This is a genomic window from Bacillus sp. EB V-12, from assembly GCF_056158125.1.
The window spans coordinates 329,616-352,905 of record NZ_JBUXJL010000001.1 but is presented as its reverse complement, the minus strand read 5'-3'; the positions used below and the strand labels follow the sequence as shown (position 1 = coordinate 352,905).

Below are 23,290 nucleotides of genomic sequence, written 5' to 3'. Positions count from 1 at the left end.
TGCAACAAAGTTTCCTCACTTACAGTATGCAAAGCGAAAAACTTAAGATCCTCACACATCGCTTCTCATTCGTGAAAAAAGCCAAAGTCAAGGCACGCTTGACTTTGACTTTTTGTCATCTTACTTATTATGTTTACAGTTGAATTACTTGTCTTCTTTTACTTCTTCAAATTCAGCGTCAACTACATTGTCTTTCTTCGCGCCAGCGTCTTGTGCACCTTGCGCACCTTCTGCTTGACCAGCAGCTGCTTGAGCTTGCTCGTATAATTTAACAGTTAATTGTTGTACGATTTCTTGTAAAGCATCTTTTTTCGCACGAATTTCTTCAAGCTCGTTTTTCTCAATTGCAGCTTGTAATGCTTCTTTCGCTTCTGTTGCTTTTGCAACTTCAGCTGCATCTACTTTACCTTCTAAATCTTTTACAACTTTGTCTGTTTGGAATACAAGTTGGTCAGCTTCGTTACGAAGTTCAACTTCTTCCTTACGTTTTTGGTCAGCGTCAGCATTTGCTTCCGCTTCTTGTACCATACGTTCTACTTCTTCATCAGAAAGACCTGAAGAAGATTGGATTGTAATAGCTTGCTCTTTGCTTGTTCCTAAGTCTTTCGCACGTACGTTAACGATACCGTTCGCATCAATATCGAATGTTACTTCGATTTGTGGAATACCACGTGGTGCTGGCGGAAGGTCAGTTAATTGGAAACGACCTAACGTTTTGTTGTCAGCTGACATTGGACGCTCACCTTGTAATACGTGAATGTCTACTGCTGGTTGATTATCAGCAGCTGTCGAGAATACTTGTGACTTACTTGTTGGAATTGTAGTGTTACGCTCAATTAATTTCGTGAACACGCCACCCATAGTTTCAATACCTAAAGAAAGTGGAGTTACGTCTAATAATAGAACGCCTTCTACATCTCCAGTAAGTACGCCACCTTGAACTGCAGCACCTAATGCTACAACTTCATCAGGGTTTACACCTTTATATGGCTCTTTACCAGTTTCACGTTTAATAGCTTCTTGTACAGCTGGGATACGAGTAGATCCACCAACAAGAATAACTTTATCTAATTCGCTTGGCGCAAAACCAGCGTCTTTTAATGCACGACGAGTTGGCTCTAATGTTCTTTCAACAAGACCTGCTGAAAGCTCTTCGAATTTCGCTCTTGTTAACGTTAATTCTAAGTGTAATGGACCAGCAGCTCCAGCACTAATGAATGGTAATGAAATTTGAGTTTGTGTTACACCAGAAAGATCTTTTTTCGCTTTTTCAGCTGCATCTTTCAAGCGTTGAAGCGCCATTTTATCTTGGCTTAAATCAATGTTATTTTCTTTTTTGAACTCAGCTACTAAGTGATCGATGATAACTTGGTCAAAGTCATCGCCACCAAGACGGTTGTCACCAGCAGTTGAAATAACTTCGAATGTGCCGTCTGCTAACTCAAGGATAGATACGTCAAATGTACCGCCACCTAAGTCATATACTAAGATTTTTTGTTCTTCGTCTTGTTTTTCTAAACCGTAAGCAAGTGCTGCTGCTGTTGGCTCGTTAATGATACGCTCAACTTCTAAACCAGCGATACGACCAGCATCTTTCGTTGCTTGACGCTCTGCATCGTTGAAGTATGCAGGTACTGTAATAACAGCTTTCGTTACTGTTTCACCTAAGTATGCTTCAGCAGAAGCTTTTAAGTTTTGTAAAATGATGGCAGAAATTTCTTGAGGTGTATAATCTTTACCTTCAACTTCTACTTTGTAGTCTGTACCCATATGACGTTTAACAGACATGATTGTATTTGGGTTTGTAATTGCTTGGCGCTTTGCAACTTCCCCAACTTGACGTTCTTCATTTTTGAAAGCTACAACAGAAGGTGTTGTACGGTTCCCTTCTGGATTTGGGATAACCTTTGGTTCTCCACCTTCCATAACAGCTACACAAGAGTTTGTTGTACCTAAGTCAATACCGATAATTTTACTCATGGCGAATCCTCCTAGTTTTATGTAAATTATTGATTTACTTTTACCATTGATGGGCGAATCACACGGTCTTTTAATTTATAACCTTTTTGGAATTCTTCCACAACCGCGTTTGATTCAAATTCACTATCTTCCACTTGCATAATAGCTTGGTGTTCATTAGGATCAAACTGTTTACCAACAGCTTCAATCACTTCCACACCTTCTTTAGTCAGCGCTTCTAACAATTGACGATGCACCATTTCCATACCTTGTAACAAGGATTTCGTTTGCTCATCAGTCGCTTCCACTTGCATTGCTCTTTCAAAATTATCAAGAGCTGGCAAGATGTCTGAAACTAGACTTTGTGCTCTATATTTTTCAGCAGCCTGTTTATCCATTTGGACACGGCGCTTATAATTTTCAAAATCAGCTTGTAGACGTAATGTGCGACCTTCCGTTTCCGTTAGTTTCGCTTGTAACTCATCTACTTTTTCTTGTAAAAGAGCAGCCTCACTTTTTTCTTCTACAGTTTCTTCACTGTTTTCTGGCGTGACAGCTTCTTCAACTTGCGCTTCTTTTACTTCTTCTACCACTTGTTCGTTACGCTCTTCCACAATATTCACCTCCTTAAAAGGTATTAGGTATCATGCATAGCATGATTACCTAAGCATTATATATTACACACAGCAATGAAAATTTCATCACTTGAGCGAATGTATTACTCTCATTTACTTTTTAAGCCCATCAGTAAATTGTCTCGTAAATAACTGTAACAAACTAATTACACGAGAGTATTGCATTCTCGTAGGACCTAAAATAGCAATTGTTCCAAGTTGCTCTTCGCCGATCGAATATGTTGCAGAAATTAAACTACAATCCTCCATAGCCGTCGAAGAGTTTTCCCTACCAATTTTCACTTGAATCCCGACTTGTTTATGACGCAAAATGTCATAAAATTCGGCTTCATTATCAATCATGGTAAGTAAAGATCTAACCTTTTGAATGTCATGGAACTCTGGCTGCGAAAGCATATTTGCTTTTCCTCCAAAGTATATCTTTTCCGATAACGGAACTTGAAATGTACCATCCAACATTTTTATTGCACTATCGTAATTATGAACATACCCACGTAAAACTGTAACAATTTCCTTAAAGATTTTATTATGAAGTTCTTCCATCGGTACGCCAGATAGCTTTTCATTTAAAATATTAACCATTTTTTCTAAATCTGATAAATCAACAGATTCCGGAACGGTAATCGTTTTACTTTGTACATGCCCTGTATCGGTTACAATAATAGCGACTGCAGTTTGACGATCAAGCGGCACAATTTGTACATTTTTAAGTTTATTTGTACTTAACTTCGGTCCAAGAACAATTGCCGTATAATTCGTAAGTTCTGATAAAATTTGAGCAGATTGCTGTGCAATTTTTTCCGCTTCAAAAATTCTTTCAGCAAATAAATCTTTAATTTGTACAATTTCAGCGTTCGGTAAGTTTTGCGGCGCTAAAAGATGGTCTACATAAAATCGGTAGCCTTTCTCAGAAGGAACACGTCCAGAAGAACTGTGCGTTTTTTCAATAAAGCCTAATTCTTCTAAGTCCGCCATTTCATTTCGAATAGTAGCTGAACTAAATGTGATTTCATCTTTTTTAGCCAACGTTCTAGACCCAACGGGCTGCGCTGATCCAATAAAGTCATCAATAATTGTTTGTAAAATTAAGAGCTGACGTTCCGTAAGCATCTCATCATCACCTCTGTTAGCACTCTTTGTCTTTGAGTGCTAAATCTATTAATAACTTACCAAAATTGACATTCAATTGTCAACGGAAACGTCACGAAATAATGAAACTTTTTCACGCCTATAGAACATTTAATTAGTCAATCAAAAATGATTGGAATACTTCATTCCCTAATAATTTTCCTTTTCGCGTTAAACGCACATGTCCATCTTCCTCTTCAAGCAATCCCTGCTCTTGGTTGCTTTGTAACTGCTTCGCGAAAACTTGATCCATCTCTACATTAAATTTATTGCGGAACGCCGTTTTAGAAACACCTTTTGTTTTTCGAAGCCCTAAGAACAGCTCTTCTTCCATTCTTTCTTTCTCCGTCACTTTGTGAACATCTAAATACGGAAATCCTGTTTCATCAATTTTATTAAAATATTGCTTCAGGGGACCAACATTTTGTATACGTTCTCCGTTCACATAACTATGAGCTCCAGCTCCAAATCCATAATACTCTTCATTATTCCAGTATGTGAGATTATGTCTACTTTTATTGTCACCTTTTGAGAAATTACTAATTTCATACTGGTTATAACCGTGTTTCTCCATTTCATCCATTACTATTTCATACATTTTCGCTTCATGGTCTTCACCCGGAAGACGTAATTTCCCTTTGTTCATTAAGTTATAAAACACTGTTTTTGGCTCCACAATTAATGAATATGCCGAGAAATGTTGTACACCAAGCGTAAAAGCAATATCTAATGTTTCTTTTACATCTTCTATCGTCTGTCCTGGCAAAGCATAAATAATATCTACATTAATATTTTTAAAGCCTACTTCCTGTGCCTCTCGAATCGCGAGGAATGCATCTTCCCTCGTATGCTTGCGCCCGATCTTCTCAAGAAGTTCATCACGGAACGTTTGCACACCAAAACTAATTCGATTTACTCCACCTTCTAGCAGTACATTTAGCTTCTCTTTCGGTAGATCTCCTGGATTCGCTTCAAATGTTAATTCACAATTCGGGGCGAACGGACGCAAATGACGATTAATAATCTCGAGTAATTTTTTTGTCTGTTCCATATTTAACGCTGTCGGAGTTCCCCCACCCACAAAAATCGTTTTCATACTATCAAATGGAACTTTTTGAACCGTATTTATTATTTCCTTCTCTAAATAATCTAAATATTGATCAACCGGTTGGCGTTCAATAAACACTTTATTAAAATCACAATAGTGACAAATGTGCTGACAAAACGGAATATGAATGTATGCAGCTTGTACCAAATATAACTCCTACCTTTCTAAAAAGAAAACCTCCGCACTCCGGAGGGTTCTCTACTTCTCTAACGTATTACGAATTTGTTCCATTCGCATTTTTCCCCAATCATACATCATTTCAACGATCGGTAAAAGTGACATGCCTAGTTCCGTCATATAATACTCAACGCGAGGAGGAATTTCGGGATATACTGTCCGATCAACAATCCCATCTTCCATTAACTCTTTTAATTGGTTCGACAAAACTTTATGAGAAATGCTTGGGAATAACCGTTGTAATTCACTGAAACGATGCGGCCCTTCCACACCAAGATGCCACAGTATCACAACTTTCCACTTTCCACTAATAATAGAAAGCGTCAATTCCTTTTCACAATTAAAATTACCATTTTGTATTTTATCTTGAATATCTTTTCGAATATTTTCGGACATTAACAATCTCCTAACTCTATATGAACTAAAAAGCTCTCTCATTATTGTAAATGAGAGCTGCTCAGATGTCTAAAAAGTAATTATACAGAAAAAAGAAGCCGCACAAACGACTTCTTTTTTATTTCAAATATTAGTTGTCATCCATTTTCAGTACAGCCATGAATGCCTCTTGCGGTACTTCTACAGAGCCAACAGACTTCATACGTTTTTTACCTTCTTTTTGCTTATCAAGAAGTTTACGCTTACGAGAAATGTCACCGCCGTAACATTTTGCAAGTACGTTTTTACGCATCGCTTTAATTGTAGAACGTGCTACAACTTTATTTCCGATAGTCGCCTGAATTGGCACTTCGAACTGTTGTCTCGGAATTAATTCTTTTAATTTCTCTACGATTACTTTACCACGGTCATACGCTGAATCACGGTGTACGATAAATGATAAAGCATCCACTTGTTCATTATTTAAAAGAATATCCATTTTCACAAGTTTAGATGGTTTATAGCCAATTAACTCGTAGTCAAATGATGCATACCCTTTCGTATTTGATTTCAATTGATCAAAGAAGTCATATACGATTTCTGATAACGGGATTTCATATGTTAATGTAACACGCGTTTCATCTAAATATTGCATATCAATAAACGTTCCACGTTTACCTTGGCAAATCTCCATTACAGCTCCAACATAGTCATTCGGAACCATAATTGAAGCCTTCACAAACGGCTCTTCTACACGATCGATAGACTGTGGATCTGGCATATTAGATGGGTTATCAACAATAACATCTTCACCGTTAGTTAAATAAACTTTATAAATAACGCTTGGCGCTGTTGTAATTAAGTCAATCTTAAATTCACGTTCAATACGTTCTTGAATGATTTCCATGTGAAGAAGTCCTAAGAAACCACAACGGAAACCAAATCCTAGCGCTTGAGATGTTTCTGGTTCAAACTCAAGGGCAGAATCGTTTAACTCTAATTTTTCTAATGCATCACGTAAATCGTTATAACGAGCAGAGTCAATTGGATACAGACCACAGAATACCATCGGGTTTAACTTACGGTAACCTGCTAACGGCTCTGCAGCTGGACGTTTCGCATGTGTAATCGTATCACCAACGCGTGTGTCACCAACATTTTTAATCGATGCTGCTAAGAAACCTACATCACCTACCGTTAACTCGTCACGTTGCGTAGTTTTCGGTGTAAATACACCTACTTCTGTTACTTCAAATTCTTTACCCGTTGCCATCATACGTACTTTATCGCCAACTTTTACTGTTCCATTTACAACACGGATATAAGCAATTACACCGCGGTATGGATCATATAAAGAGTCGAAAATCATACATTGTAACGGCTCTTCTGAATCACCCGCCGGAGCTGGTACTTTTTCAACAATTTGTTCTAAAATTTCTTCAATACCAATTCCAGCTTTCGCAGAAGCAAGTACCGCTTCTGATGCATCTAAACCAATTACATCTTCTACCTCTTGACGTACACGTTCTGGATCCGCACTCGGTAAGTCGATTTTATTAATAACTGGTAAAATTTCTAAATTATTATCAAGCGCTAAGTATACGTTTGCTAACGTTTGCGCTTCAATACCTTGCGCTGCATCTACTACAAGAATCGCGCCTTCACAAGCCGCTAAACTACGAGATACTTCGTACGTAAAGTCGACGTGTCCTGGTGTATCAATTAAATGAAGAATATACTCTTCACCATCTTTTGCTTTATAGTTTAATTGTACTGCGTTTAATTTGATTGTAATACCACGCTCACGCTCTAAATCCATAGAGTCAAGCAACTGAGCTTTCATTTCACGTTGTGTTAACGCGTTTGTTTTCTCTAAAATACGGTCTGCTAACGTTGATTTTCCGTGGTCAATATGAGCAATAATAGAGAAATTACGGATTTTGGACTGTCTTTTTGCTCTTTCTTCTTTATTCATCTATGTTCTCAACTCCTAATAGTCTCGCCAATATACACTAGCACTGATTATATCAATAGAGCAACAAAGATTCAATGAAAACTCGTGCTGCTTACGATACAAATCATTCTATCTATATCTTATGCGAATAAACCATAAGAGACAAACCCTTTTCAAATTTTAAAACGGCTGTCTTACAAACCAGTAAAACAACCGCCTCCCATGTTACTCTTAGCTAAAAATTCCTTTTATTTTCCCAACAACGATATCCGTTCCGAACTTCGTCATTTCATAAGCTACACTTGCTACTGCCATCCCAATTCCTTCTACAACATTAAAACTTCTTAAACGTTCTAACTGTTGTTGTTTTTCTGAGGCCGAAAACGAGCTACCCAAAATTTCTGATTCAGCACCTGTACTTTCTGTCCCTGTCATATGAGCTATTTGTTCATATGACAATTGCTGATAACCTTTCATACTTTTCAAACCATGATTAGCAAGTGCCACTCCTGCTATCATCATAAGTAAACATAAAGCCACACTACATATACACAAAAGCGTAAAGCGACTCAAACGATAATCATCTGTTCCCCTCAATGTGTATATGCTCCCGTATTATCTTGATCAATTTGATGATGCAGCGCCGCATTTAAACCACTCGCTATTACATTCGCCATATCCTCAATAAAAGTATCTACTTCTTTTGGGGTTACCATTAAATTATGACCAAGAGGAGATAGCACTTCATAAATCAGCCTTCTTTTTTCTTCTTCTTCCAACGTACCAACAGCACCTAAAAACATATTTCTGCTCTTTTCATCCGGCATATCTTCTTCTGTTAATTTTTTCTTTTCTCCAAATGAAAATCCCGCTGGTAACAAAGATCGTGAAGGTTTATTTCCTTCTTTCATCTCTCGGCCGAAATGTTTCAAAATAAAATCAATCGTATCACTTGTAATCGAAACAGCATCGACCACAGTCGGAACACCAATTGCGATAACAGGGATACCCAATGTGTCTTTACTTAGTTCTTTACGTTTATTCCCAACCCCCGATCCAGGATGGATTCCAGTATCAGAAATTTGTATCGTGCTATTTACTCGTTCAATAGAACGGGCAGCTAATGCATCAATTGCAATTACAAAGTCCGGGTTCGTCTTCTCAATAATCCCATAAATAACATCGCTCGTTTCGATCCCTGTAATTCCCATTACCCCCGGCCGAATTGCACTAACAGGCCTAAACCCTTCTTCTACACTTTCAGGCTGTAATTGAAACAAATGTCTCGTTACTAATACATTTTCTACAACTATCGGTCCAAGAGCATCTGGTGTTACATTCCAATTCCCAAGACCTACAATTAAACAGCTTGCTTCTTTTGTAACTCCAACCTCTTCTAAGAAACAAGAAAATTCTTTTGCAAAAATACGCTCCACTTTTTGTTGAAGTTCTGTATCTTGCTGACGTATCCCTTGTACTTCAAGCGTTAAATAATTTCCAGGTTTTTTCCCCATCGCTTCAGAGGCAGCTTCATCAATTGTTACTTTTGTAATTATAGTCCCCTCTTCTTCTCTCTCTTTTACAATAACTCCCTGTATCCCTTTTTGTTCTTCTTGGCTTTCTTGCAACATTTGATGAGCTTCTACAGCAAGGTCAGTTCTAATGCTATATTTACTTAAATCTAATGGTTCTTTCATCGTATCTCCTCCGTAATTCATAGTAAATATCGTTAGATTTCCCAAAGTTATATAAGGTCATTCTTTCCTTTACGTGAAATTTCATGGATATACTATTGCAATTCTCTTCACCGTTTGATAGAATATCACTTGTTCTATGTAAGAATCGAGTCATTCGATTGCACCAGGGAGGTGAAAAGTATGGCAAACATCAAATCTGCTATCAAACGCGCTAAACTTAGCGAAGAGCGTCGTGCACATAACGCTTCTATCAAGTCTGACATGCGTTCTGCTGTTAAAACTGTAGAAGCTTTAGTTACTAATAACGATCTTGAAAATGCTAAAGAAGCTTTCAAAACTGCTTCTAAAAAACTTGACAAAGCAGCTCGTAAAGGTCTTATCCACCAAAACGCTGCAGCTCGTCAAAAATCTCGCTTAGCGAAACAAGTAAACGCGTAAGGCGTTTAAAAAACGATCCATTTGGATCGTTTTTTTATATACAAAAAAGTTCATGTACTTAGTACATGAACTTTTTTGTGTCATCACATATGATTTAATCGCATTAAGAAAAACTCGAGCACAAGTTTCTTATCCATCTTTCCCGTCTTCATACTATAATCAGCTTCCGCTAATTCTATAATCACTTTTTTTAATTCTTCAAAAGAGAAAAACTTCGTTTGATTCATTGCCAACTTCACGCGATACGGATGTACACCAATATGAGACGCAATTTGATTTTGTCCATAACCACGTTGCTGTAGCTCTTTCACTTGATACAACAAGCGGAATTGACTCACTAATAACGCAAGCAATTTAATCGGCTCTTCCTGCTGCGTAAATAATCCATCCAAAATTTGCATTGCACCTGCAATATCTTTTTTCACCACTTTTTCTGTCAAAGCGAATACATTTTGCTCAACGGATTTTGGCACAAGCTCTGCAACAAGTTTCGTCGTAATCTCTCCACCCATACCAACGTATAACGTTAACTTGTCCATTTCCTTCGCCAACATTGTTACATTACTTCCCACAAGCTCTAGCAACAAACTAACAGCCGCGTTATCAATATGCACATGCACTTCATCTGCACGAGCAACAATCCATTTCTGAACATCCTGTATTTGCATCGCATTTGCTTCTACTACATCTGCTGTTTTCTTTAATAGTTTTGTAATTTTTTTTCGCTCATCAAGTTTTTCGTAAGGCGCAACAAAAACAAGAATAGAAAATGGAGAAGGTTCACCAATGTATTCTTCTAAAATTTTTATATTTTGCTCTAACTTTTCTTTTTGCGAAGTCAAAAATAACGGTGATTTTATTAACAGTACTTTCCGTTCTCCGAAGAAAGGAAGCGTACGCGCATCCTCAACCACATCTTCTAAATACGCTTCTTCTAAATCGTATGTCACAACATTAAACTCTCGATCTTCTTCTTCAAGTGCTTCTGTCGTAATAAGCTTTATCGTTTCATTTATAAAAAAAGCTTCCGTTCCATATAGTAAATATAACGGAGCAAACTGTTTCTTTTTAATTTTTTTATGTATATCACTCATACTTTTTCCTACTCCCTAACTTGGCAATATATATTTATACTAATGCCCTAGCTTTTGTTTTACAAGTACAAAGGAACAGGCTTTATAACCCGTCCCTTTATTTATATTAAACGCCACGCAATAAGCCCCGGGTTTCTTATTGGTGTGCGGTAATCACCTTCCCTTTATTATTCGCAATAAAAATTTGAGTATAAGTGCCAACTGTTAACATGCTTGGAAACGAAAAACTCACATTACTTCATGATTTAAAAGTAGCAAAAAAGCTCGTTTTCTCTTCATATGGAAATTGTAGATTTTTTTCTGACAATATTTTATACTAAAGTGGAATGTTGGGGAGGGATTCTAAATGAATGATTTTGAACAAAACGTTCAAAGTAAACGCAATGACGCTATTGATTCAGGGGTAGGATTTATCGTCTCATTTGGTTTTTTCGCAACACTTTTCATCATTGCAACTGTTATTAAATTTATCGGTTCTTAAAGACTGCCACTTCATGGCAGTCTTCTCTTTTTCATCTATTATGTGTTTTATCATATGTGATTTTACTTTTAAAGGTTCCATTTTCCCCTTTAAAAACATAGGAAATAGCACCTTGCTTGTCCGTGCGCCATATCGCACTCCCCATCTTCTCAAAACGCTCTATCACTTCTTTATGCGGGTGTCCATACCTATTCTGCTTACCAACAGATATAATCGCTACACGAGGCTGCATGACGTTCAAAAAAGGCTCTATAGATGACGTATTACTCCCATGATGAGCAACTTTTAAAACATCCACTTGTAAATCTGGATATGCCTCTACTAAAATCTTTTCCCCTTCTTCTTCCAAATCGCCTGTAAATAGCCACTTCAACCCTCCAAATTTTGCCCATATTACAATTGAAGCGTTATTTTCGCTTTTTTCTTTTCCTTTTGGAGCTAAAACGAAAAATTCCGCTTCATTTACACTCCAACTCGCCCCTTCCCCCACTTCAGTTATTTTCATTTCCTTTTCTAATGCCTGTTTCTTGACTACTTTTTCTAATACTGCATCTTTTCCCTTTCGGCCAAATACCACTTCTTTTACAGGTATATATGATAATAATTCTTGTGCAGCACCTATATGATCTGCATCTCCATGCGTTACGATTAATTTATCAATTGTTTTAATACCTTCTTTTTGTAAAAAGGGTATTAAAACATCATTCCCAACAGAAAATTCATGCTTTTTTTGTTGCCATTCTTCCTTATTCACACGAAGCGTTCCACCTGTATCAATAAGATAAATCCCTTTATCATACGGAAGGCGAATTAATATTGCATCACCTTGTCCAACATCAATAAATGTTACACTTCCGCTTCCTCTAAAATATGGATATATATAATGACATGTGCTAATAAAAAGAAATACACTTGCAACTATACAAACTATTTTTTTCGGCGCTCTTCTTTCCCAAACCATCAATATGCTGACAATACTCGCGCAATATACAGCTACAAGATTGAGGGGCGTTTCCCCGAAGATAAGCTGGGTAAATGGTAAACTTTCACAATAACTTAGAAAATCATTAGACATACTCAAGCCTATTGATAATACATCGGCAAATCCTTTTGCGAGAAACGGGACAATTGGCATACACAGTAAAATAATAATGCTACATGGTAATACAATGATAGATAAAAACGGAACGTATAAGAGATTGAGGAGAATGCTATATGGAGAAAAATAACCAAAGTGATATAACAAAATCGGAGTACTAACGAGCTGTGAAATGATAGAAATATAAATAGAATTCCGGATTACTCCGTTGCTACTCCCTAACAATAACGGAGCAGACAAAAGTAAAGCGAAGCTACCTACAAAAGAAAACTGAAATCCAATATTAAAAACAAGATAAGGGTCATATATAAGCATGCATATAGCTGTTACACTTAAAGCATCTAAACTAGACAAACGAATCGAGCACATAAAAGCAATCAACATCAAAACTCCTGTTATAGAAGCTCTTATAACAGAGGGTGACGCCCCTGCTAAAACCATATACAAAGGAATACAAACGATAAGGCAAATTGTTGCTACCTCCCTTGTCGCACCGCTTCTTAGCAAAATAAAATATACTATTACCATTAACAATACAATGTGCGAACCTGAAATTGCTAACAAATGTACAAGACCAAATTGTTGATATTGCTCTTCCACTTCAAACGTCATTTGTTGTCTATCACCAAATAGTAATGCATTCATAAAAGCACCTGATTGCTCTGGAAACATTTCTGTAACTTTCGAGATTGCTTGTTGCCTCAAAAGAAGAATCCATTGCGTAAGCGACAGTGATGTTTTATAGCATTCAGAAATATATGTAGCCTCAAATGTGAAATGAATATGTTGTTTGTATAAATAATCACGGTAATTAAAACCATGAAAATTCCGAGCTGTTTCCGGTTCTTTCCTCTCACCCTCGAATACACATGATATCCCTGCGTATAATTGTTGCATTTTTTTCTTTTCCAAAGCTGATTTTATTCTATAACTTAACTGCACTATATTTTTATTCTGATCTTCAAATTGAAAAGATAGGCGATCCCCATTAACAAGTGGTGTATTTTGTATAACCCCTCTTGTAACTCCATAGGACTCCCCTAGAGGCTTATTCCACGTTTGAACATAGGAAGTGTATATAACGCTACTAAAGCACGCTACAATACAAAAAATGAAGGTTTTACGCGAAGTGCGATATAAACAGAAGAAAACATTTAAAAAGAGGCAAAAAACTATCAATAAAAGTGACGAGGAAAAGGCAATTGCAATCCCTATTATAAACGAGATTGCAACATACCCCCATTGTTCTTGCAACTTATACTCACTCCTTATAGCATCATTTTTGCTTTCGTGAATACATGCTGTAATTCTTCCATTGATAAATTATCTTTTTCTAAAGACGCAAATAATTCTTTCAACTCTGTATAACGTTTTTGATCCTCTAATGCAGCAATATCATATTCTAGCGGAACGTGTTTCACTGTTACATTCGCTTGTTCAAATAACTCTATGGCGTATGGATGATTTTTATAATCCTGCGCATAATAAACCGCTGTAATACCACTTTGAATAATTGCCTTACAACATTGTAAACAAGGGAAATGCGTAACGTAAATTTCTGCTTCCTCTGTTTTCGCACCAAACTTGGCACATTGTAATAAAGCATTCATTTCGGCATGAATTGTCCGAACACAATGATTATCGATTACGTAACAACCATCATCTATACAATGTACGCCACCTTTAATTGAACCATTATATCCACCAGCAATAATTCGTTTATCGCGAACGATTGTCGCTCCTACCGCAAGCCTTGTACATGTACTACGCAAAGATAGTAGATGGCTTTGCGTCATAAAATATTGATCCCATGAAATTCGTTCCATATTTTTCACCTACTTTTTTGTCTACTTGTAGTGTAGCGAAAGAAGAAAAACTTCGTCAATCTTTTACGGAATAATAATTTGATCTTTTATCTTTTCAAGAGACTTCGCACCAATCCCATCAATCTCTAATAAATCTTCTATTTTCTGAAACGGACCATGTTCTTCTCGATATTTCAAAATACTTTCTGCCTTTCGAGAGCCAATCCCTGTAATTTTTTCTAGTTGTTCTTTCGCCGCTGTATTTATTCGAATCTTGCCATCTTCCTTAGAAGAAGTAAGCACCCCTTGTTCTGATTCATTTTTACTCGGTATATAAAGGAGCATTTGATCTTGTACAATTTGTGCTAAATTCACTTTTTTCATATCTACTTCTGATAAAAAACCACCAGCCTTTTGAACCGCATCCTTTACGCGATCTCCTTCCTTCATTTCATATACCCCTTCTTTACTAACCGCTCCTTTCACATCAATTATAATTGTTCTTTTCTGTTCCTTTGTATCCGATATTTTCGGTTTACCCTTTTTTTCGATTTCCTTCTCTTGTACATTCATTGTAATAGGCGTTCGTTCTACACTCTGATTCGTTTTCCAAAAAACAAGAAAAAGTAAAGTTCCAATAATAACTACTAAACCTAACCACTTTTTCGGAAAATCCCACATCATTTTACACCTCTAATCATAAATTTATAACATCATTCATATTGTTTAGGAGAAAGCTGTTACGAAGGAGGGATGAAACTTTGAACATAGGAATTATAGGGACAGGAAACATGGGGAATATACTAATCGATGCATTTTTAGAAACCCGTGCTGTCAAACCTTCGTGCCTTACAATCATTAATCGGACGCCTGCAAAAGCATATCATATAAAAGAAAAATACCCTTCTGTTCATATAGCAAAAACAATCCCGGAAGTAATCGAACAATCACAACTTATTTTTATTTGTGTCAAGCCGATAGATATATACCCTATCCTAAAAAAATACGCTGAACATTTTTCTGATGAAACGTGCTTAGTTTCTATTACAAGTCCAATATCTCCATCACAATTAGAGACTCTCGTACCTTGCCACGTCGCGCGTATCATTCCAAGTATCACAAATCGCGCGCTCTCTGGCGCCTCACTATTTACATTTGGAGATAATTGCTCTGAAGAATGGCAACAAAAACTACTTCGTCTATTCAAAAACATTTCTACACCTCTTGTAATAGAAGAAGATATAACGCGCGTTTCATCTGATATAGCAAGTTGCGGTCCTGCTTTCTTTAGTTATTTACTACAATGCTTCATTAACGCTGCTGTAGATAAAACAAATATTACACACGAAGAGGCTACTACTTTAGTAAGTGAAATGGTCGTGGGGATGGGGAAATTACTTGAAAAAGAAATCTTCACATTACCTACCTTACAAGAAAAGGTTTGCGTGAAAGGCGGCGTTACTGGGGAAGGCATTCGGGTTTTAGAAGAGCACGTTGGAGATATGTTCCATAAGTTAATCGAGCGAACACATGAAAAATTTGATGAAGATTTAGAATGCGTTGATCAGCAATTCAATAAACACACATAATAAATACGTCATTTTCATTCCAAATCCTTTTTATAAATACTTACTTTTTTACAATACATTTTCACTTCAACTACTATTCCCGCACTTTACTCATACGATCTTCAGATTATGCTAGAACTAAAAATACATCTTCTTTATAAAACAAAAGCAACCTTCTCGGTTGCTTTTGTTTTATCCGTTTTTCTTCGCCATGAAGAAAATACGCTCTGTTTGTTCTGTAACTTCAAGTCGCTCAAAATCACCTGTTACACGAAGCACTGTAAAACCTGCTTCTTCAAGCCATTTCGTTAACTCTTCCACTTGATATGCACGTTGCACGTGACATTCGTCAAACCGATGGTACACATCTTCTTCCGGATCTTGAACAAAGAATGTTAAATCATGCTCTACACTATTTGATTCTTCACCAGGGAAGCAATTCCAAATAAGAGATATTTCTTCTCCATTCACTGTATACGTTTCATTTTGAAATACATGATGTATTTTATATAAAGAATGTACATCAAATAAAAACAAACCATCTTGACGTAAATGGTGAAATACTCTTCTAAATGTTTCTTGTACTCCATCTTCTTGCAATACATAATTTAATGAATCACAAAAGATGGTTACACAATCAAACTCACCTGGAACATCAAGCTCTCGCATGTCTTGTTGATAAAAAGGAATAAAGTATCCCTCTCCTCCTAGTTTTTGCTGAGCGACTGTTAACATTTCTTCTGAAAGATCGACACCTATTAAATCGTAACCCTTTTGCACAAGCGGCAGGGTTACATTACCCGTACCGCATGCTACATCAAGAATTTTTGCCTCTTTCATATCTGCCTGCTGTAAACTTTCCTCTGTAAATTCCACCCATTTATCATAAGGGACATCATTCATTAGTTCGTCGTACAACAATGCAAATTGTTCGTATTTCATTGGCCTAACTCTTCTGTAATATCTTCACGTGGCACATCGCCCCATAGACGCTCTAAATTATAGTGATTACGCTCATCTTTATGGAATACATGAGCAACTACATCTCCAAGATCAACTAATACCCAACGTGCTTCGTCAAACCCTTCCATACGTTGTACGTCGATTTGGAACTCATGTGCTTTTGATTTAATTTCACGTGCAATTGCTTGCACTTGTTTGTCTGAATTCCCGTGACAAATAATGAAATAATCTGCAATTGGTGAAATACCTTGCATATTTAGGACAACCATATCTTCTGCTCTCTTATCATCAGCTGCTTTTGCCGCTAATACTAATAAATCTTTATCGTTCATTTACTCATTTCCTCCTTGATAACTGCATTGTATGTTTGGAATGTTAATGGATAAATCGTCTGATCTTTTTCCATTAAAAATTGAATTGTTCTCTTTAACGCAAATAATAAAGCTTGATTTATATCCGTATATGCGAGTTTACGAGCCTCTTCCACTCCTGGAAACTTTCGCCCAGGTTCAATGTAATCAGCTACATAAATCACTTTATCTAACATCGTCATATTCTCATGACCACTTGTATGATATGTAATAGCTTGCAAAATTTCAGAATCCGTAATGCCTACTTCTTTTTCTACTAAGTATGCCCCAACAGGTGCATGCCATAACTCTTTGTTATAGCAAAGTAAATCTTTCGGCAAATCTTCACGTTTAATAATCTCTTCCATCTCTGAAATCGCTCTACATTTCGCATAATCATGGAATATAGCTGCCATCTCTGCTTTTTTTTCGTCCACACCGTATAACTTAGCAAGCTCAATCGCTGTCTCCATTACACCAATTGTGTGTATATAACGTTTTTCATGCATTTGTTGTTTGACAATATGCAGTGCATTCTCACGATTCATACAACCCATTCCTCTCGATATATACCTGTACTTTTTCGGGAAGTAAATATTTACACGTTTTCTTCTCCTTATATCTCTCACGTAATAAGGATGAAGAAACTGCAAATTCCGGAATTTCCACTGTAGTAATCTTATATGGTGTATGCAATGTATACCCAGGTCTTGCAACTCCAACAAACGTTACAAGATTAAGTAAAGCTTCAATGTTATACCACTTCGGTAAATACTCAACCATATCCCCACCAATAATAAAGTGAAACTGCACATCCGGATACTTCTTCGTCAATTGTAACATAGTGTCATACGTATAAGATGGGCCCTTCCTACTTAGCTCTTCTAAACAAATAGAAAAGTGCTCTTCTGCCTCAGTCGCGAGCTCTAACATATGTAAACGACTTTCTACACTTGTAATATTCCGCCCTTGTTTATGTGGCGGAATCTGGTTTGGCAAGAACCATACTTCTTCCAAGTTCAAAGCGTGATATACTTCATTTGCAATTAGCAAATGTCCATAGTGAGGCGGATCAAATGTACCGCCAATGATGCCAATTTTTCTCAAAAGAAACGCCCCTTCCTTTTACATACAGCAACTCTCCTCGGTTAGGAATGAAGAGAGTTGCTATTAATAAAAGTTCAATTGGTTTCGCTCTCTACATCATTACGCATAAACGATAAAAATAGCGCATGCTAGTCTTTTTATCGAGGAAGCTTAATTTGTTTATTTTCTCTTGATTCTTTGTATAAAACGATTGTGCTTCCAATTACTTGAACGATTTCAGCACGTGCACCTTTTGCAAGTTCTTCCGCAACCTCACGGCGATCAAATTCACAGTTTTGTAATACACTTACTTTAAATAACTCACGAGCTTCTAAAGTATCTGCGATTTGTTTAATCATATTTTCATTTACTCCGCCTTTTCCTACTTGAAAAATTGGTGTTAAATGATGTGCTTGTGCACGTAAAAATCTTTTTTGTTTTCCTGTTAACATATATGTTAGCCTCCAAGCTTTTCTATAACTAATTGTTTCATTCTCTCGATATTTGGCGTGCGTCCTGTCCACATTTCAAATGCAAGTGCTCCTTGATAAACAAACATATCAATACCATTTTGAATGATTGCACCTTGCTCTTTTGCCTCACATAAAATTTTCGTTTCAAATGGATTATAAATTATATCTGATACAATCGTTCCTTTTTTTAACGAACAAATTTGTAATGGCGTATGTTCTACGTGTGGATGCATACCTATCGTTGTCGTCTGAATGATAATATCATAATTTCCTTGTTCTTCTGTCGCTTTTTCTAACGACAAAGCAACAGAATTAACATCGGCCGTACGTGCAGCAATAAGTTCCTTTGCCTTATCTACTGTACGATTGGCTACATCAATCTCTTTTACACCTACATCAGCAAGAGAAAAATAAATAGCTCGGCTAGCACCACCTGAACCAAGTAACAAAATACGTTTCCCTTGAAGTGGTTCATTACTAATTGACTGCAACGCTCGAACAAAACCAATCCCGTCTGTATTATAGCCAATTAATCTTCCATCCTTATGAACCACTGTATTTACTGCACCGATTTTCCTTGCCAATGGGTCAATCTCATCCAAATACTCCATAATAGCAACCTTGTGCGGAGTTGTTACATTAAATCCTGAAATACCTAATGCTTTTAAACCTCTTACTGCTTCCCCTAGCAATTCCTCTTCAACAAGGAACGCATGATAATGGGCATCCATATTCAAGTGTTCAAATGCGTCGTTATGCATAACGGGTGATAATGAATGTCCAATTGGATTTCCGATTACACCATATAATTGTTTCATAAATCCCTCTCCATATTAAATTAAAGATTTACGTAGTGAAACACTTACTCCTTTTGGTACGTGTGCAACAATTTTTGCTCCTGGTTCGTTCACAGTAACCCATCCTAATCCAGAGAATACAACATCCGTTTTAGGTTCACGAATATTAAATTCGTATTTCACTAGCTCAGGCATATTTGCTAATTCTTCTGGCGTTGGTGGGCTTAGTAAATCCCCGGCATGATTTTTATATAATTCATCTGCTTTCTCAAGCTTTGTACGATGGATTGTTAAGCGATTCGAGAAGTGACAAGTAAATGCACGACGACCACCACTTACATAATCAAAACGTGCCAATCCACTAAAGAATAACGTTTGTTCTTCATTTAATTGGAATACCATCGGCTTAATTTCTTTTGTTGGTGTAATAAGCTTTAAGCTTTGCTTTCCAACATAATGAGCCATTTGGTGGTGGTTAATAATACCTGGCGTATCATATAAAGAAGACTCTTCGTCCAATGGAATATCAATTAAATCAAGTGTTGTTCCTGGGAAATGAGATGTTGTAATTACATTTTCAGTCTCATCACTAAATTCTTTAATCATACGATTAATAAATGTCGATTTCCCTACATTCGTACATCCAACAACATAAACATCTTTGCCGCCGCGATAATACTCAATAGCATCTGCTAATTCAGCGATTCCTTGTCCCTTCGCTGCACTAATTAAAAAGACATCTTCTGGTTTTAATCCTAGCTGCTTTGCACTATAGCGCATCCAATGTTTTACTTTATCATGTTTTACTGACTTTGGAATTAAATCAGCTTTATTTCCAACAAGTAATACTTTATTATTCCCTACGAAACGATGTAAGCCAGGTAACCAGCTACCATTAAAATCAAAAATATCTACAATTTTGACTACTAATGCATCTGATTTTCCAATTCCATTTAAAATGCGTAGGAAGTCATCATCTGTTAACGATACATCTTGAATTTCATTGTAATGCTTCAAGCGAAAACAACGTTGACAAATAACTTGTTCTTTCTCTAAAGATGAGGCAGGAGCATACCCCACTTCGTTTTTATTTTCTGTTTGAATTTCTACACCGCAACCAATACATTTAATTGTTTCAGTCAAACTTTATTCCTCCCAGTTAATTAAACCTTTTTTCTTCATATTTTTCATAATTCTTCGTTCAATTTTTCGATTAAAGCGCGTTACTAATCCGTCCGTTTGTGCTACCGGTACAACTAAAATTGTATGAAGGCCTACTCGGTTTCCACCAAGCACGTCAGTCAGTAACTGATCTCCAATTACTACAACTTCATCTGGCTGCAAACGCATCTCTTGTATCGCACGCTTAAATGCGCGAACAAATGGTTTACGTGCACTATGAATAAATGGAATACCTAATGGATCAGCAAAATCTTTTACACGTTGCTCATTATTATTTGAAACGACCGTTACTTGAATGCCTTGCTCTTTCATTTCCAAAAACCATTTTTCAAGTTGCGGTGTTGCATTGGGACGATCCCATTCAATTAAAGTGTTATCTAAGTCAGTAATAACACCTTTAATCCCACGTTTTTTTAAATCTTCTGGTTGAACATGATATACATTTTTCACATATTCATTTGGTAAAAATAGTTTCAATTTCTTTCACCTCTTTGAGGATTTTTCATAAAATTTTTCGACAACATTTTTCGATATATAACCTGTGGATAAAATTGTACACATTTTCCACATTAATTTTTCAGTTAATTTGGAATTTACTAACAAACTATACACACTTTATCCACCTAGGTATGTGGATAACCACTCGTTTGTGACTGTCATATTTTTTTGGTACATTAAATGCATCAACGAATCAATCCTTATATTATTAGGAGGTGACTCACCTTGAAAACAAAACATATGGAACAGTTATCCACTGAGTTACTCACTGAGTCTTATTATAAAGCAAAAGAACTAAAATTAAATCCCGACTTCATTTTACTTATAAAACAAGAAATCATTAGACGCTCATTAGAGGACAAGCTTGTCAAATCATCTTGATTACATATAAAGTGAAAGTTTAATCAGCCCTTACCAATTAAACAGTTAAAGGATAATTTATTGGATGCCCTGTAAAAAGAGCCATCCTACGATGGCTCTCGAATAAACAAGTACTCCCATCTAGGGGATTTCATCATTAAGTATCTTTGCCCATAACTCTTACTTACGGTTATAAAAGCTTTTCTTTATTTATGAGCTAAGCGAGTAGCTATTTTTTCACCAAGACGAAGCTCTTGTCCACTCTTTAATTCCTGCACTACTTCTATCATATCTTTTTCAAACAATAACACAACTGTTGAACCAAATGTAAAGTATGCCATTTCTTCACCTTTTTGAACAGTGTCTCTCTCATGCAAAAGCTCAATACTATTAACAAACATGGCCCCTACTTTTACAAGAGCCATATGCTCGCCATCACTGCTTACTTCTGTAACAGAACGATAATTTTTTGACAGTGGTTCTTTCCCGTATTCCATACCAGCTGCATTTACCGGATATGATTTTCTACCGAGTACAAATCTTTCAGTCACAGAACCAGAAAGCGGACTATGAATGCGATGATAATGACTTGGACTCAAATAAATTACCATATATGTACCGCCTGCATATCGCGTTGCACGTTCTTCATTACCTAGCATATCCACAATTGAATAGCGCTTTCCTTTAATATCAAATGTTTTTGTATCCTCAATAGGACCATGATCTGCAAAAACACCATCAACAGGACTAACGATACTCGATGCATCTGTATCAATACTACGCTTTCCTTCTTTTAGCTTACGCGTAAATAATTCATGCAATGTTCTATATTCCTTCAAACCCTTTTCCATCTCATCTTGATTAATTTGAAAAACTTTCGCATACGATGGAATAATGATAGAGCTCAAACGAGATTGTGCAAATTTACGTAATATATAAGAAGTAAAGCGACCATTTGTAAGTTCTATCATAAGTCGATATAATGTACGTCGCAAATTGCGAAACCCCCTAATCAGTCTATAACTTTAGTTTTCCCTTCTTTTCTTTCTATATCATATGTAAAATTGGTTCTTATTCCCACATATCATATAAAGCAGCCTTATTATATATACAGAAAACTAAGTATGGTATTATTCTTAAATTATTTAGCACCTTCTAATATTACAGATAGAATCCGTCATTTTCAACAGTGAACATGTATTTCTTCTTAGCATAACGCGTTTTCTTTTCTTATTTACAATAAGAAAAGCAGCCCATTTTAAATATGGCTGCTTCTAATACACTTTACTCTTTCGCTTTTTTCTCTTTCTCTGCCCTGACAAACTCGTGGAACATTTTCATTAAAGCACGCTTTTCAATCCGTGATACGTAGCTTCTAGAAATACCAAGCGCCTTAGCGATTTCCCGCTGTGTTTTCTCCTTATCTAGCCCAAGTCCAAAACGTTTCACAATCACTTCTTTTTCTCTTTCGTCTAAAATATCGATATACTCTTTAATTTTTTCTAACTCCATACTAAGCTGAATCATATCAATTACATCTTCAGACTCTGATTTTAATATATCAATAAGCGATATTTCATTGCCCTCTTTATCTTGCCCGATCGGATCATGAAGTGAAACATCTTTTTTCGTTTTCTTTAGTACACGTAAATGCATCAAAATTTCATTTTCAATACAGCGTGCTGCATACGTCGCAAGCTTCGTTCCCTTTCCTGCAGAATAGCTCTCAATCGCTTTAATGAGCCCAATCGTACCAATTGAAATTAAATCTTCTGCATCTTCTCCTGTGTTCTCAAATTTTTTAACGATATGAGCTACAAGCCGTAAATTATGTTCAATTAAAAGATTTCTCGCTTGAGCATCACCTTGCTCCATTAACTCTAAGTACTTTCTCTCATCATCTGATGATAACGGCTGCGGGAACGCATTATTCTTCACATAAGAAACAAAGACAAACACTTCTCGAACCATATATCCAATTGCGGCGAATAGACTCAAACCTTTCACCTCCGCCAAAATAGTGGTCTTTATTATGTGTATGTGGGCGTGAGGTTGTTTGTGTC

The 23,290-nt window shown here is 36.5% G+C and carries 26 protein-coding genes; 4 read left to right on the top strand and 22 right to left on the bottom strand.

What is annotated here, in order from left to right; translation table 11 throughout:
- Nucleotides 1-144: 144 nt before the first annotated feature.
- The 8 genes from dnaK to gpr all read right to left on the bottom strand — a co-directional run bounded on the left by dnaK (nt 145) and on the right by gpr (nt 9,033).
- Nucleotides 145-1,980, bottom strand: coding sequence for a chaperone protein DnaK (dnaK, locus tag ACZDYH_RS01830; RefSeq protein ID WP_000034700.1), 1,836 nt, complete (start codon nt 1,978-1,980; stop codon nt 145-147).
- 26 nt (nt 1,981-2,006) lie between these two features.
- A complete protein-coding gene (grpE, locus tag ACZDYH_RS01825) occupies nt 2,007-2,573 on the bottom strand; it encodes a nucleotide exchange factor GrpE (protein ID WP_000392711.1) in 567 nt (188 codons plus the stop codon).
- 114 nt (nt 2,574-2,687) lie between these two features.
- Nucleotides 2,688-3,704 carry a heat-inducible transcriptional repressor HrcA gene (gene hrcA, locus ACZDYH_RS01820; RefSeq protein WP_000954941.1) on the bottom strand — a complete coding sequence of 339 codons (1,017 nt, stop codon included), beginning with the start codon at nt 3,702-3,704 and terminating at the stop codon, nt 2,688-2,690.
- Nucleotides 3,705-3,837: 133 nt separating this feature from the next.
- Entirely contained in the window at nt 3,838-4,977 is a 1,140-nt protein-coding gene (gene hemW, locus ACZDYH_RS01815) for a radical SAM family heme chaperone HemW (RefSeq protein WP_000249433.1), read from the bottom strand.
- Between the two features lie 51 nt (nt 4,978-5,028).
- Entirely contained in the window at nt 5,029-5,403 is a 375-nt protein-coding gene (locus ACZDYH_RS01810) for a winged helix-turn-helix transcriptional regulator (RefSeq protein ID WP_001293539.1), read from the bottom strand.
- A gap of 130 nt (nt 5,404-5,533) precedes the next feature.
- Nucleotides 5,534-7,357, bottom strand: a complete 1,824-nt coding sequence (gene lepA / locus ACZDYH_RS01805; protein ID WP_001030949.1) for an elongation factor 4 — start codon at nt 7,355-7,357, stop codon at nt 5,534-5,536.
- 210 nt (nt 7,358-7,567) lie between these two features.
- Complete coding sequence (locus tag ACZDYH_RS01800) at nt 7,568-7,933, bottom strand: YqxA family protein (protein WP_001215037.1); 366 nt, start codon at nt 7,931-7,933, stop codon at nt 7,568-7,570.
- Complete coding sequence (gpr, locus tag ACZDYH_RS01795; protein ID WP_000662616.1) at nt 7,930-9,033, bottom strand: GPR endopeptidase; 1,104 nt, start codon at nt 9,031-9,033, stop codon at nt 7,930-7,932. Before gpr ends, ACZDYH_RS01800 begins: the two co-directional genes overlap by 4 nt.
- A gap of 180 nt (nt 9,034-9,213) precedes the next feature.
- Between gpr and rpsT the strand changes: the two genes are divergently transcribed.
- Nucleotides 9,214-9,471 (top strand): 30S ribosomal protein S20, encoded by a 258-nt coding sequence (gene rpsT / locus ACZDYH_RS01790; protein ID WP_001274011.1) that lies wholly within the window; start codon nt 9,214-9,216, stop codon nt 9,469-9,471.
- Between the two features lie 83 nt (nt 9,472-9,554).
- On the opposite strand, the gene holA is transcribed toward rpsT, so the two are convergent.
- Nucleotides 9,555-10,565: a DNA polymerase III subunit delta gene (holA, locus tag ACZDYH_RS01785; protein WP_001279916.1), complete on the bottom strand. Its 1,011-nt coding sequence runs from the start codon at nt 10,563-10,565 to the stop codon at nt 9,555-9,557.
- Between the two features lie 346 nt (nt 10,566-10,911).
- Here holA and ACZDYH_RS01780 point away from each other — a divergent pair, with 346 nt between their 5' ends.
- Nucleotides 10,912-11,046, top strand: coding sequence for a YqzM family protein (locus ACZDYH_RS01780; RefSeq protein ID WP_000997609.1), 135 nt, complete (start codon nt 10,912-10,914; stop codon nt 11,044-11,046).
- A 31-nt stretch (nt 11,047-11,077) separates the two neighbouring features.
- Here the strand turns inward: ACZDYH_RS01780 and ACZDYH_RS01775 are convergent, their stop codons facing one another.
- The 3 genes from ACZDYH_RS01775 to ACZDYH_RS01765 form a co-directional block, all read right to left on the bottom strand.
- Entirely contained in the window at nt 11,078-13,399 is a 2,322-nt protein-coding gene (locus tag ACZDYH_RS01775; protein ID WP_001157831.1) for a DNA internalization-related competence protein ComEC/Rec2, read from the bottom strand.
- A 14-nt stretch (nt 13,400-13,413) separates the two neighbouring features.
- On the bottom strand, nt 13,414-13,971 hold the full coding sequence (locus ACZDYH_RS01770) for a ComE operon protein 2 (protein WP_000439769.1): 558 nt from the start codon (nt 13,969-13,971) through the stop codon (nt 13,414-13,416).
- 63 nt (nt 13,972-14,034) lie between these two features.
- Nucleotides 14,035-14,634 carry a helix-hairpin-helix domain-containing protein gene (locus ACZDYH_RS01765; RefSeq protein WP_000989944.1) on the bottom strand — a complete coding sequence of 200 codons (600 nt, stop codon included), beginning with the start codon at nt 14,632-14,634 and terminating at the stop codon, nt 14,035-14,037.
- Nucleotides 14,635-14,711: 77 nt separating this feature from the next.
- Between ACZDYH_RS01765 and comER the strand changes: the two genes are divergently transcribed.
- Nucleotides 14,712-15,539, top strand: coding sequence for a late competence protein ComER (gene comER / locus ACZDYH_RS01760; protein WP_001020554.1), 828 nt, complete (start codon nt 14,712-14,714; stop codon nt 15,537-15,539).
- Between the two features lie 171 nt (nt 15,540-15,710).
- On the opposite strand, the gene ACZDYH_RS01755 is transcribed toward comER, so the two are convergent.
- From ACZDYH_RS01755 to ACZDYH_RS01720, 8 genes are all read right to left on the bottom strand, one after another.
- On the bottom strand, nt 15,711-16,460 hold the full coding sequence (locus ACZDYH_RS01755; protein ID WP_000873069.1) for a class I SAM-dependent methyltransferase: 750 nt from the start codon (nt 16,458-16,460) through the stop codon (nt 15,711-15,713).
- Nucleotides 16,457-16,813, bottom strand: a complete 357-nt coding sequence (gene rsfS / locus ACZDYH_RS01750) for a ribosome silencing factor (RefSeq protein WP_000998173.1) — start codon at nt 16,811-16,813, stop codon at nt 16,457-16,459. The genes ACZDYH_RS01755 and rsfS overlap by 4 nt, the downstream gene beginning before the upstream one ends.
- Nucleotides 16,810-17,379 carry a bis(5'-nucleosyl)-tetraphosphatase (symmetrical) YqeK gene (gene yqeK, locus ACZDYH_RS01745; RefSeq protein ID WP_001078477.1) on the bottom strand — a complete coding sequence of 190 codons (570 nt, stop codon included), beginning with the start codon at nt 17,377-17,379 and terminating at the stop codon, nt 16,810-16,812. Before yqeK ends, rsfS begins: the two co-directional genes overlap by 4 nt.
- Nucleotides 17,369-17,938 carry a nicotinate-nucleotide adenylyltransferase gene (gene nadD / locus ACZDYH_RS01740; protein ID WP_001226048.1) on the bottom strand — a complete coding sequence of 190 codons (570 nt, stop codon included), beginning with the start codon at nt 17,936-17,938 and terminating at the stop codon, nt 17,369-17,371. Before nadD ends, yqeK begins: the two co-directional genes overlap by 11 nt.
- A 137-nt stretch (nt 17,939-18,075) precedes the next feature.
- Nucleotides 18,076-18,369 carry a ribosome assembly RNA-binding protein YhbY gene (gene yhbY, locus ACZDYH_RS01735; RefSeq protein WP_000955224.1) on the bottom strand — a complete coding sequence of 98 codons (294 nt, stop codon included), beginning with the start codon at nt 18,367-18,369 and terminating at the stop codon, nt 18,076-18,078.
- Nucleotides 18,370-18,374: 5 nt separating this feature from the next.
- Complete coding sequence (gene aroE / locus ACZDYH_RS01730) at nt 18,375-19,208, bottom strand: shikimate dehydrogenase (RefSeq protein ID WP_000812076.1); 834 nt, start codon at nt 19,206-19,208, stop codon at nt 18,375-18,377.
- 15 nt (nt 19,209-19,223) lie between these two features.
- Nucleotides 19,224-20,330, bottom strand: a complete 1,107-nt coding sequence (gene yqeH / locus ACZDYH_RS01725) for a ribosome biogenesis GTPase YqeH (protein WP_000140799.1) — start codon at nt 20,328-20,330, stop codon at nt 19,224-19,226.
- A 3-nt stretch (nt 20,331-20,333) separates the two neighbouring features.
- Nucleotides 20,334-20,846, bottom strand: coding sequence for a YqeG family HAD IIIA-type phosphatase (locus ACZDYH_RS01720; RefSeq protein ID WP_000765314.1), 513 nt, complete (start codon nt 20,844-20,846; stop codon nt 20,334-20,336).
- A gap of 246 nt (nt 20,847-21,092) precedes the next feature.
- Between ACZDYH_RS01720 and sda the strand changes: the two genes are divergently transcribed.
- Nucleotides 21,093-21,248 carry a sporulation histidine kinase inhibitor Sda gene (sda, locus tag ACZDYH_RS01715; protein ID WP_000850094.1) on the top strand — a complete coding sequence of 52 codons (156 nt, stop codon included), beginning with the start codon at nt 21,093-21,095 and terminating at the stop codon, nt 21,246-21,248.
- Nucleotides 21,249-21,433: 185 nt separating this feature from the next.
- Here the strand turns inward: sda and ACZDYH_RS01710 are convergent, their stop codons facing one another.
- Nucleotides 21,434-22,222: a phosphatidylserine decarboxylase gene (locus ACZDYH_RS01710; protein ID WP_001255000.1), complete on the bottom strand. Its 789-nt coding sequence runs from the start codon at nt 22,220-22,222 to the stop codon at nt 21,434-21,436.
- A 289-nt stretch (nt 22,223-22,511) separates the two neighbouring features.
- The gene (gene sigK / locus ACZDYH_RS01705) at nt 22,512-23,225 is read right to left on the bottom strand and encodes an RNA polymerase sporulation sigma factor SigK (RefSeq protein ID WP_000051382.1); all 714 of its coding nucleotides are present in this window, start codon (nt 23,223-23,225) and stop codon (nt 22,512-22,514) included.
- Nucleotides 23,226-23,290 lie beyond the last annotated feature (65 nt).

Bases quoted from the DNA above. Each gene is read 5' to 3' on its own strand.
- rpsT (WP_001274011.1), top strand. From the start codon at position 9,214: ATGGCAAACATCAAATCTGCTATCAAACGCGCTAAACTTAGCGAAGAG.
- ACZDYH_RS01780 (WP_000997609.1), top strand. From the start codon at position 10,912: ATGAATGATTTTGAACAAAACGTTCAAAGTAAACGCAATGACGCTATT.
- aroE (WP_000812076.1), bottom strand. From the start codon at position 19,208: ATGAAACAATTATATGGTGTAATCGGAAATCCAATTGGACATTCATTA.
- ACZDYH_RS01765 (WP_000989944.1), bottom strand. From the start codon at position 14,634: ATGATGTGGGATTTTCCGAAAAAGTGGTTAGGTTTAGTAGTTATTATT.
- hrcA (WP_000954941.1), bottom strand. From the start codon at position 3,704: ATGCTTACGGAACGTCAGCTCTTAATTTTACAAACAATTATTGATGAC.
- rsfS (WP_000998173.1), bottom strand. From the start codon at position 16,813: ATGAACGATAAAGATTTATTAGTATTAGCGGCAAAAGCAGCTGATGAT.
- ACZDYH_RS01755 (WP_000873069.1), bottom strand. From the start codon at position 16,460: ATGAAATACGAACAATTTGCATTGTTGTACGACGAACTAATGAATGAT.
- ACZDYH_RS01770 (WP_000439769.1), bottom strand. From the start codon at position 13,971: ATGGAACGAATTTCATGGGATCAATATTTTATGACGCAAAGCCATCTA.
- dnaK (WP_000034700.1), bottom strand. From the start codon at position 1,980: ATGAGTAAAATTATCGGTATTGACTTAGGTACAACAAACTCTTGTGTA.
- lepA (WP_001030949.1), bottom strand. From the start codon at position 7,357: ATGAATAAAGAAGAAAGAGCAAAAAGACAGTCCAAAATCCGTAATTTC.
- holA (WP_001279916.1), bottom strand. From the start codon at position 10,565: ATGAGTGATATACATAAAAAAATTAAAAAGAAACAGTTTGCTCCGTTA.
- yqeK (WP_001078477.1), bottom strand. From the start codon at position 17,379: ATGAATCGTGAGAATGCACTGCATATTGTCAAACAACAAATGCATGAA.
- yhbY (WP_000955224.1), bottom strand. From the start codon at position 18,369: ATGTTAACAGGAAAACAAAAAAGATTTTTACGTGCACAAGCACATCAT.
- ACZDYH_RS01810 (WP_001293539.1), bottom strand. From the start codon at position 5,403: ATGTCCGAAAATATTCGAAAAGATATTCAAGATAAAATACAAAATGGT.
- gpr (WP_000662616.1), bottom strand. From the start codon at position 9,033: ATGAAAGAACCATTAGATTTAAGTAAATATAGCATTAGAACTGACCTT.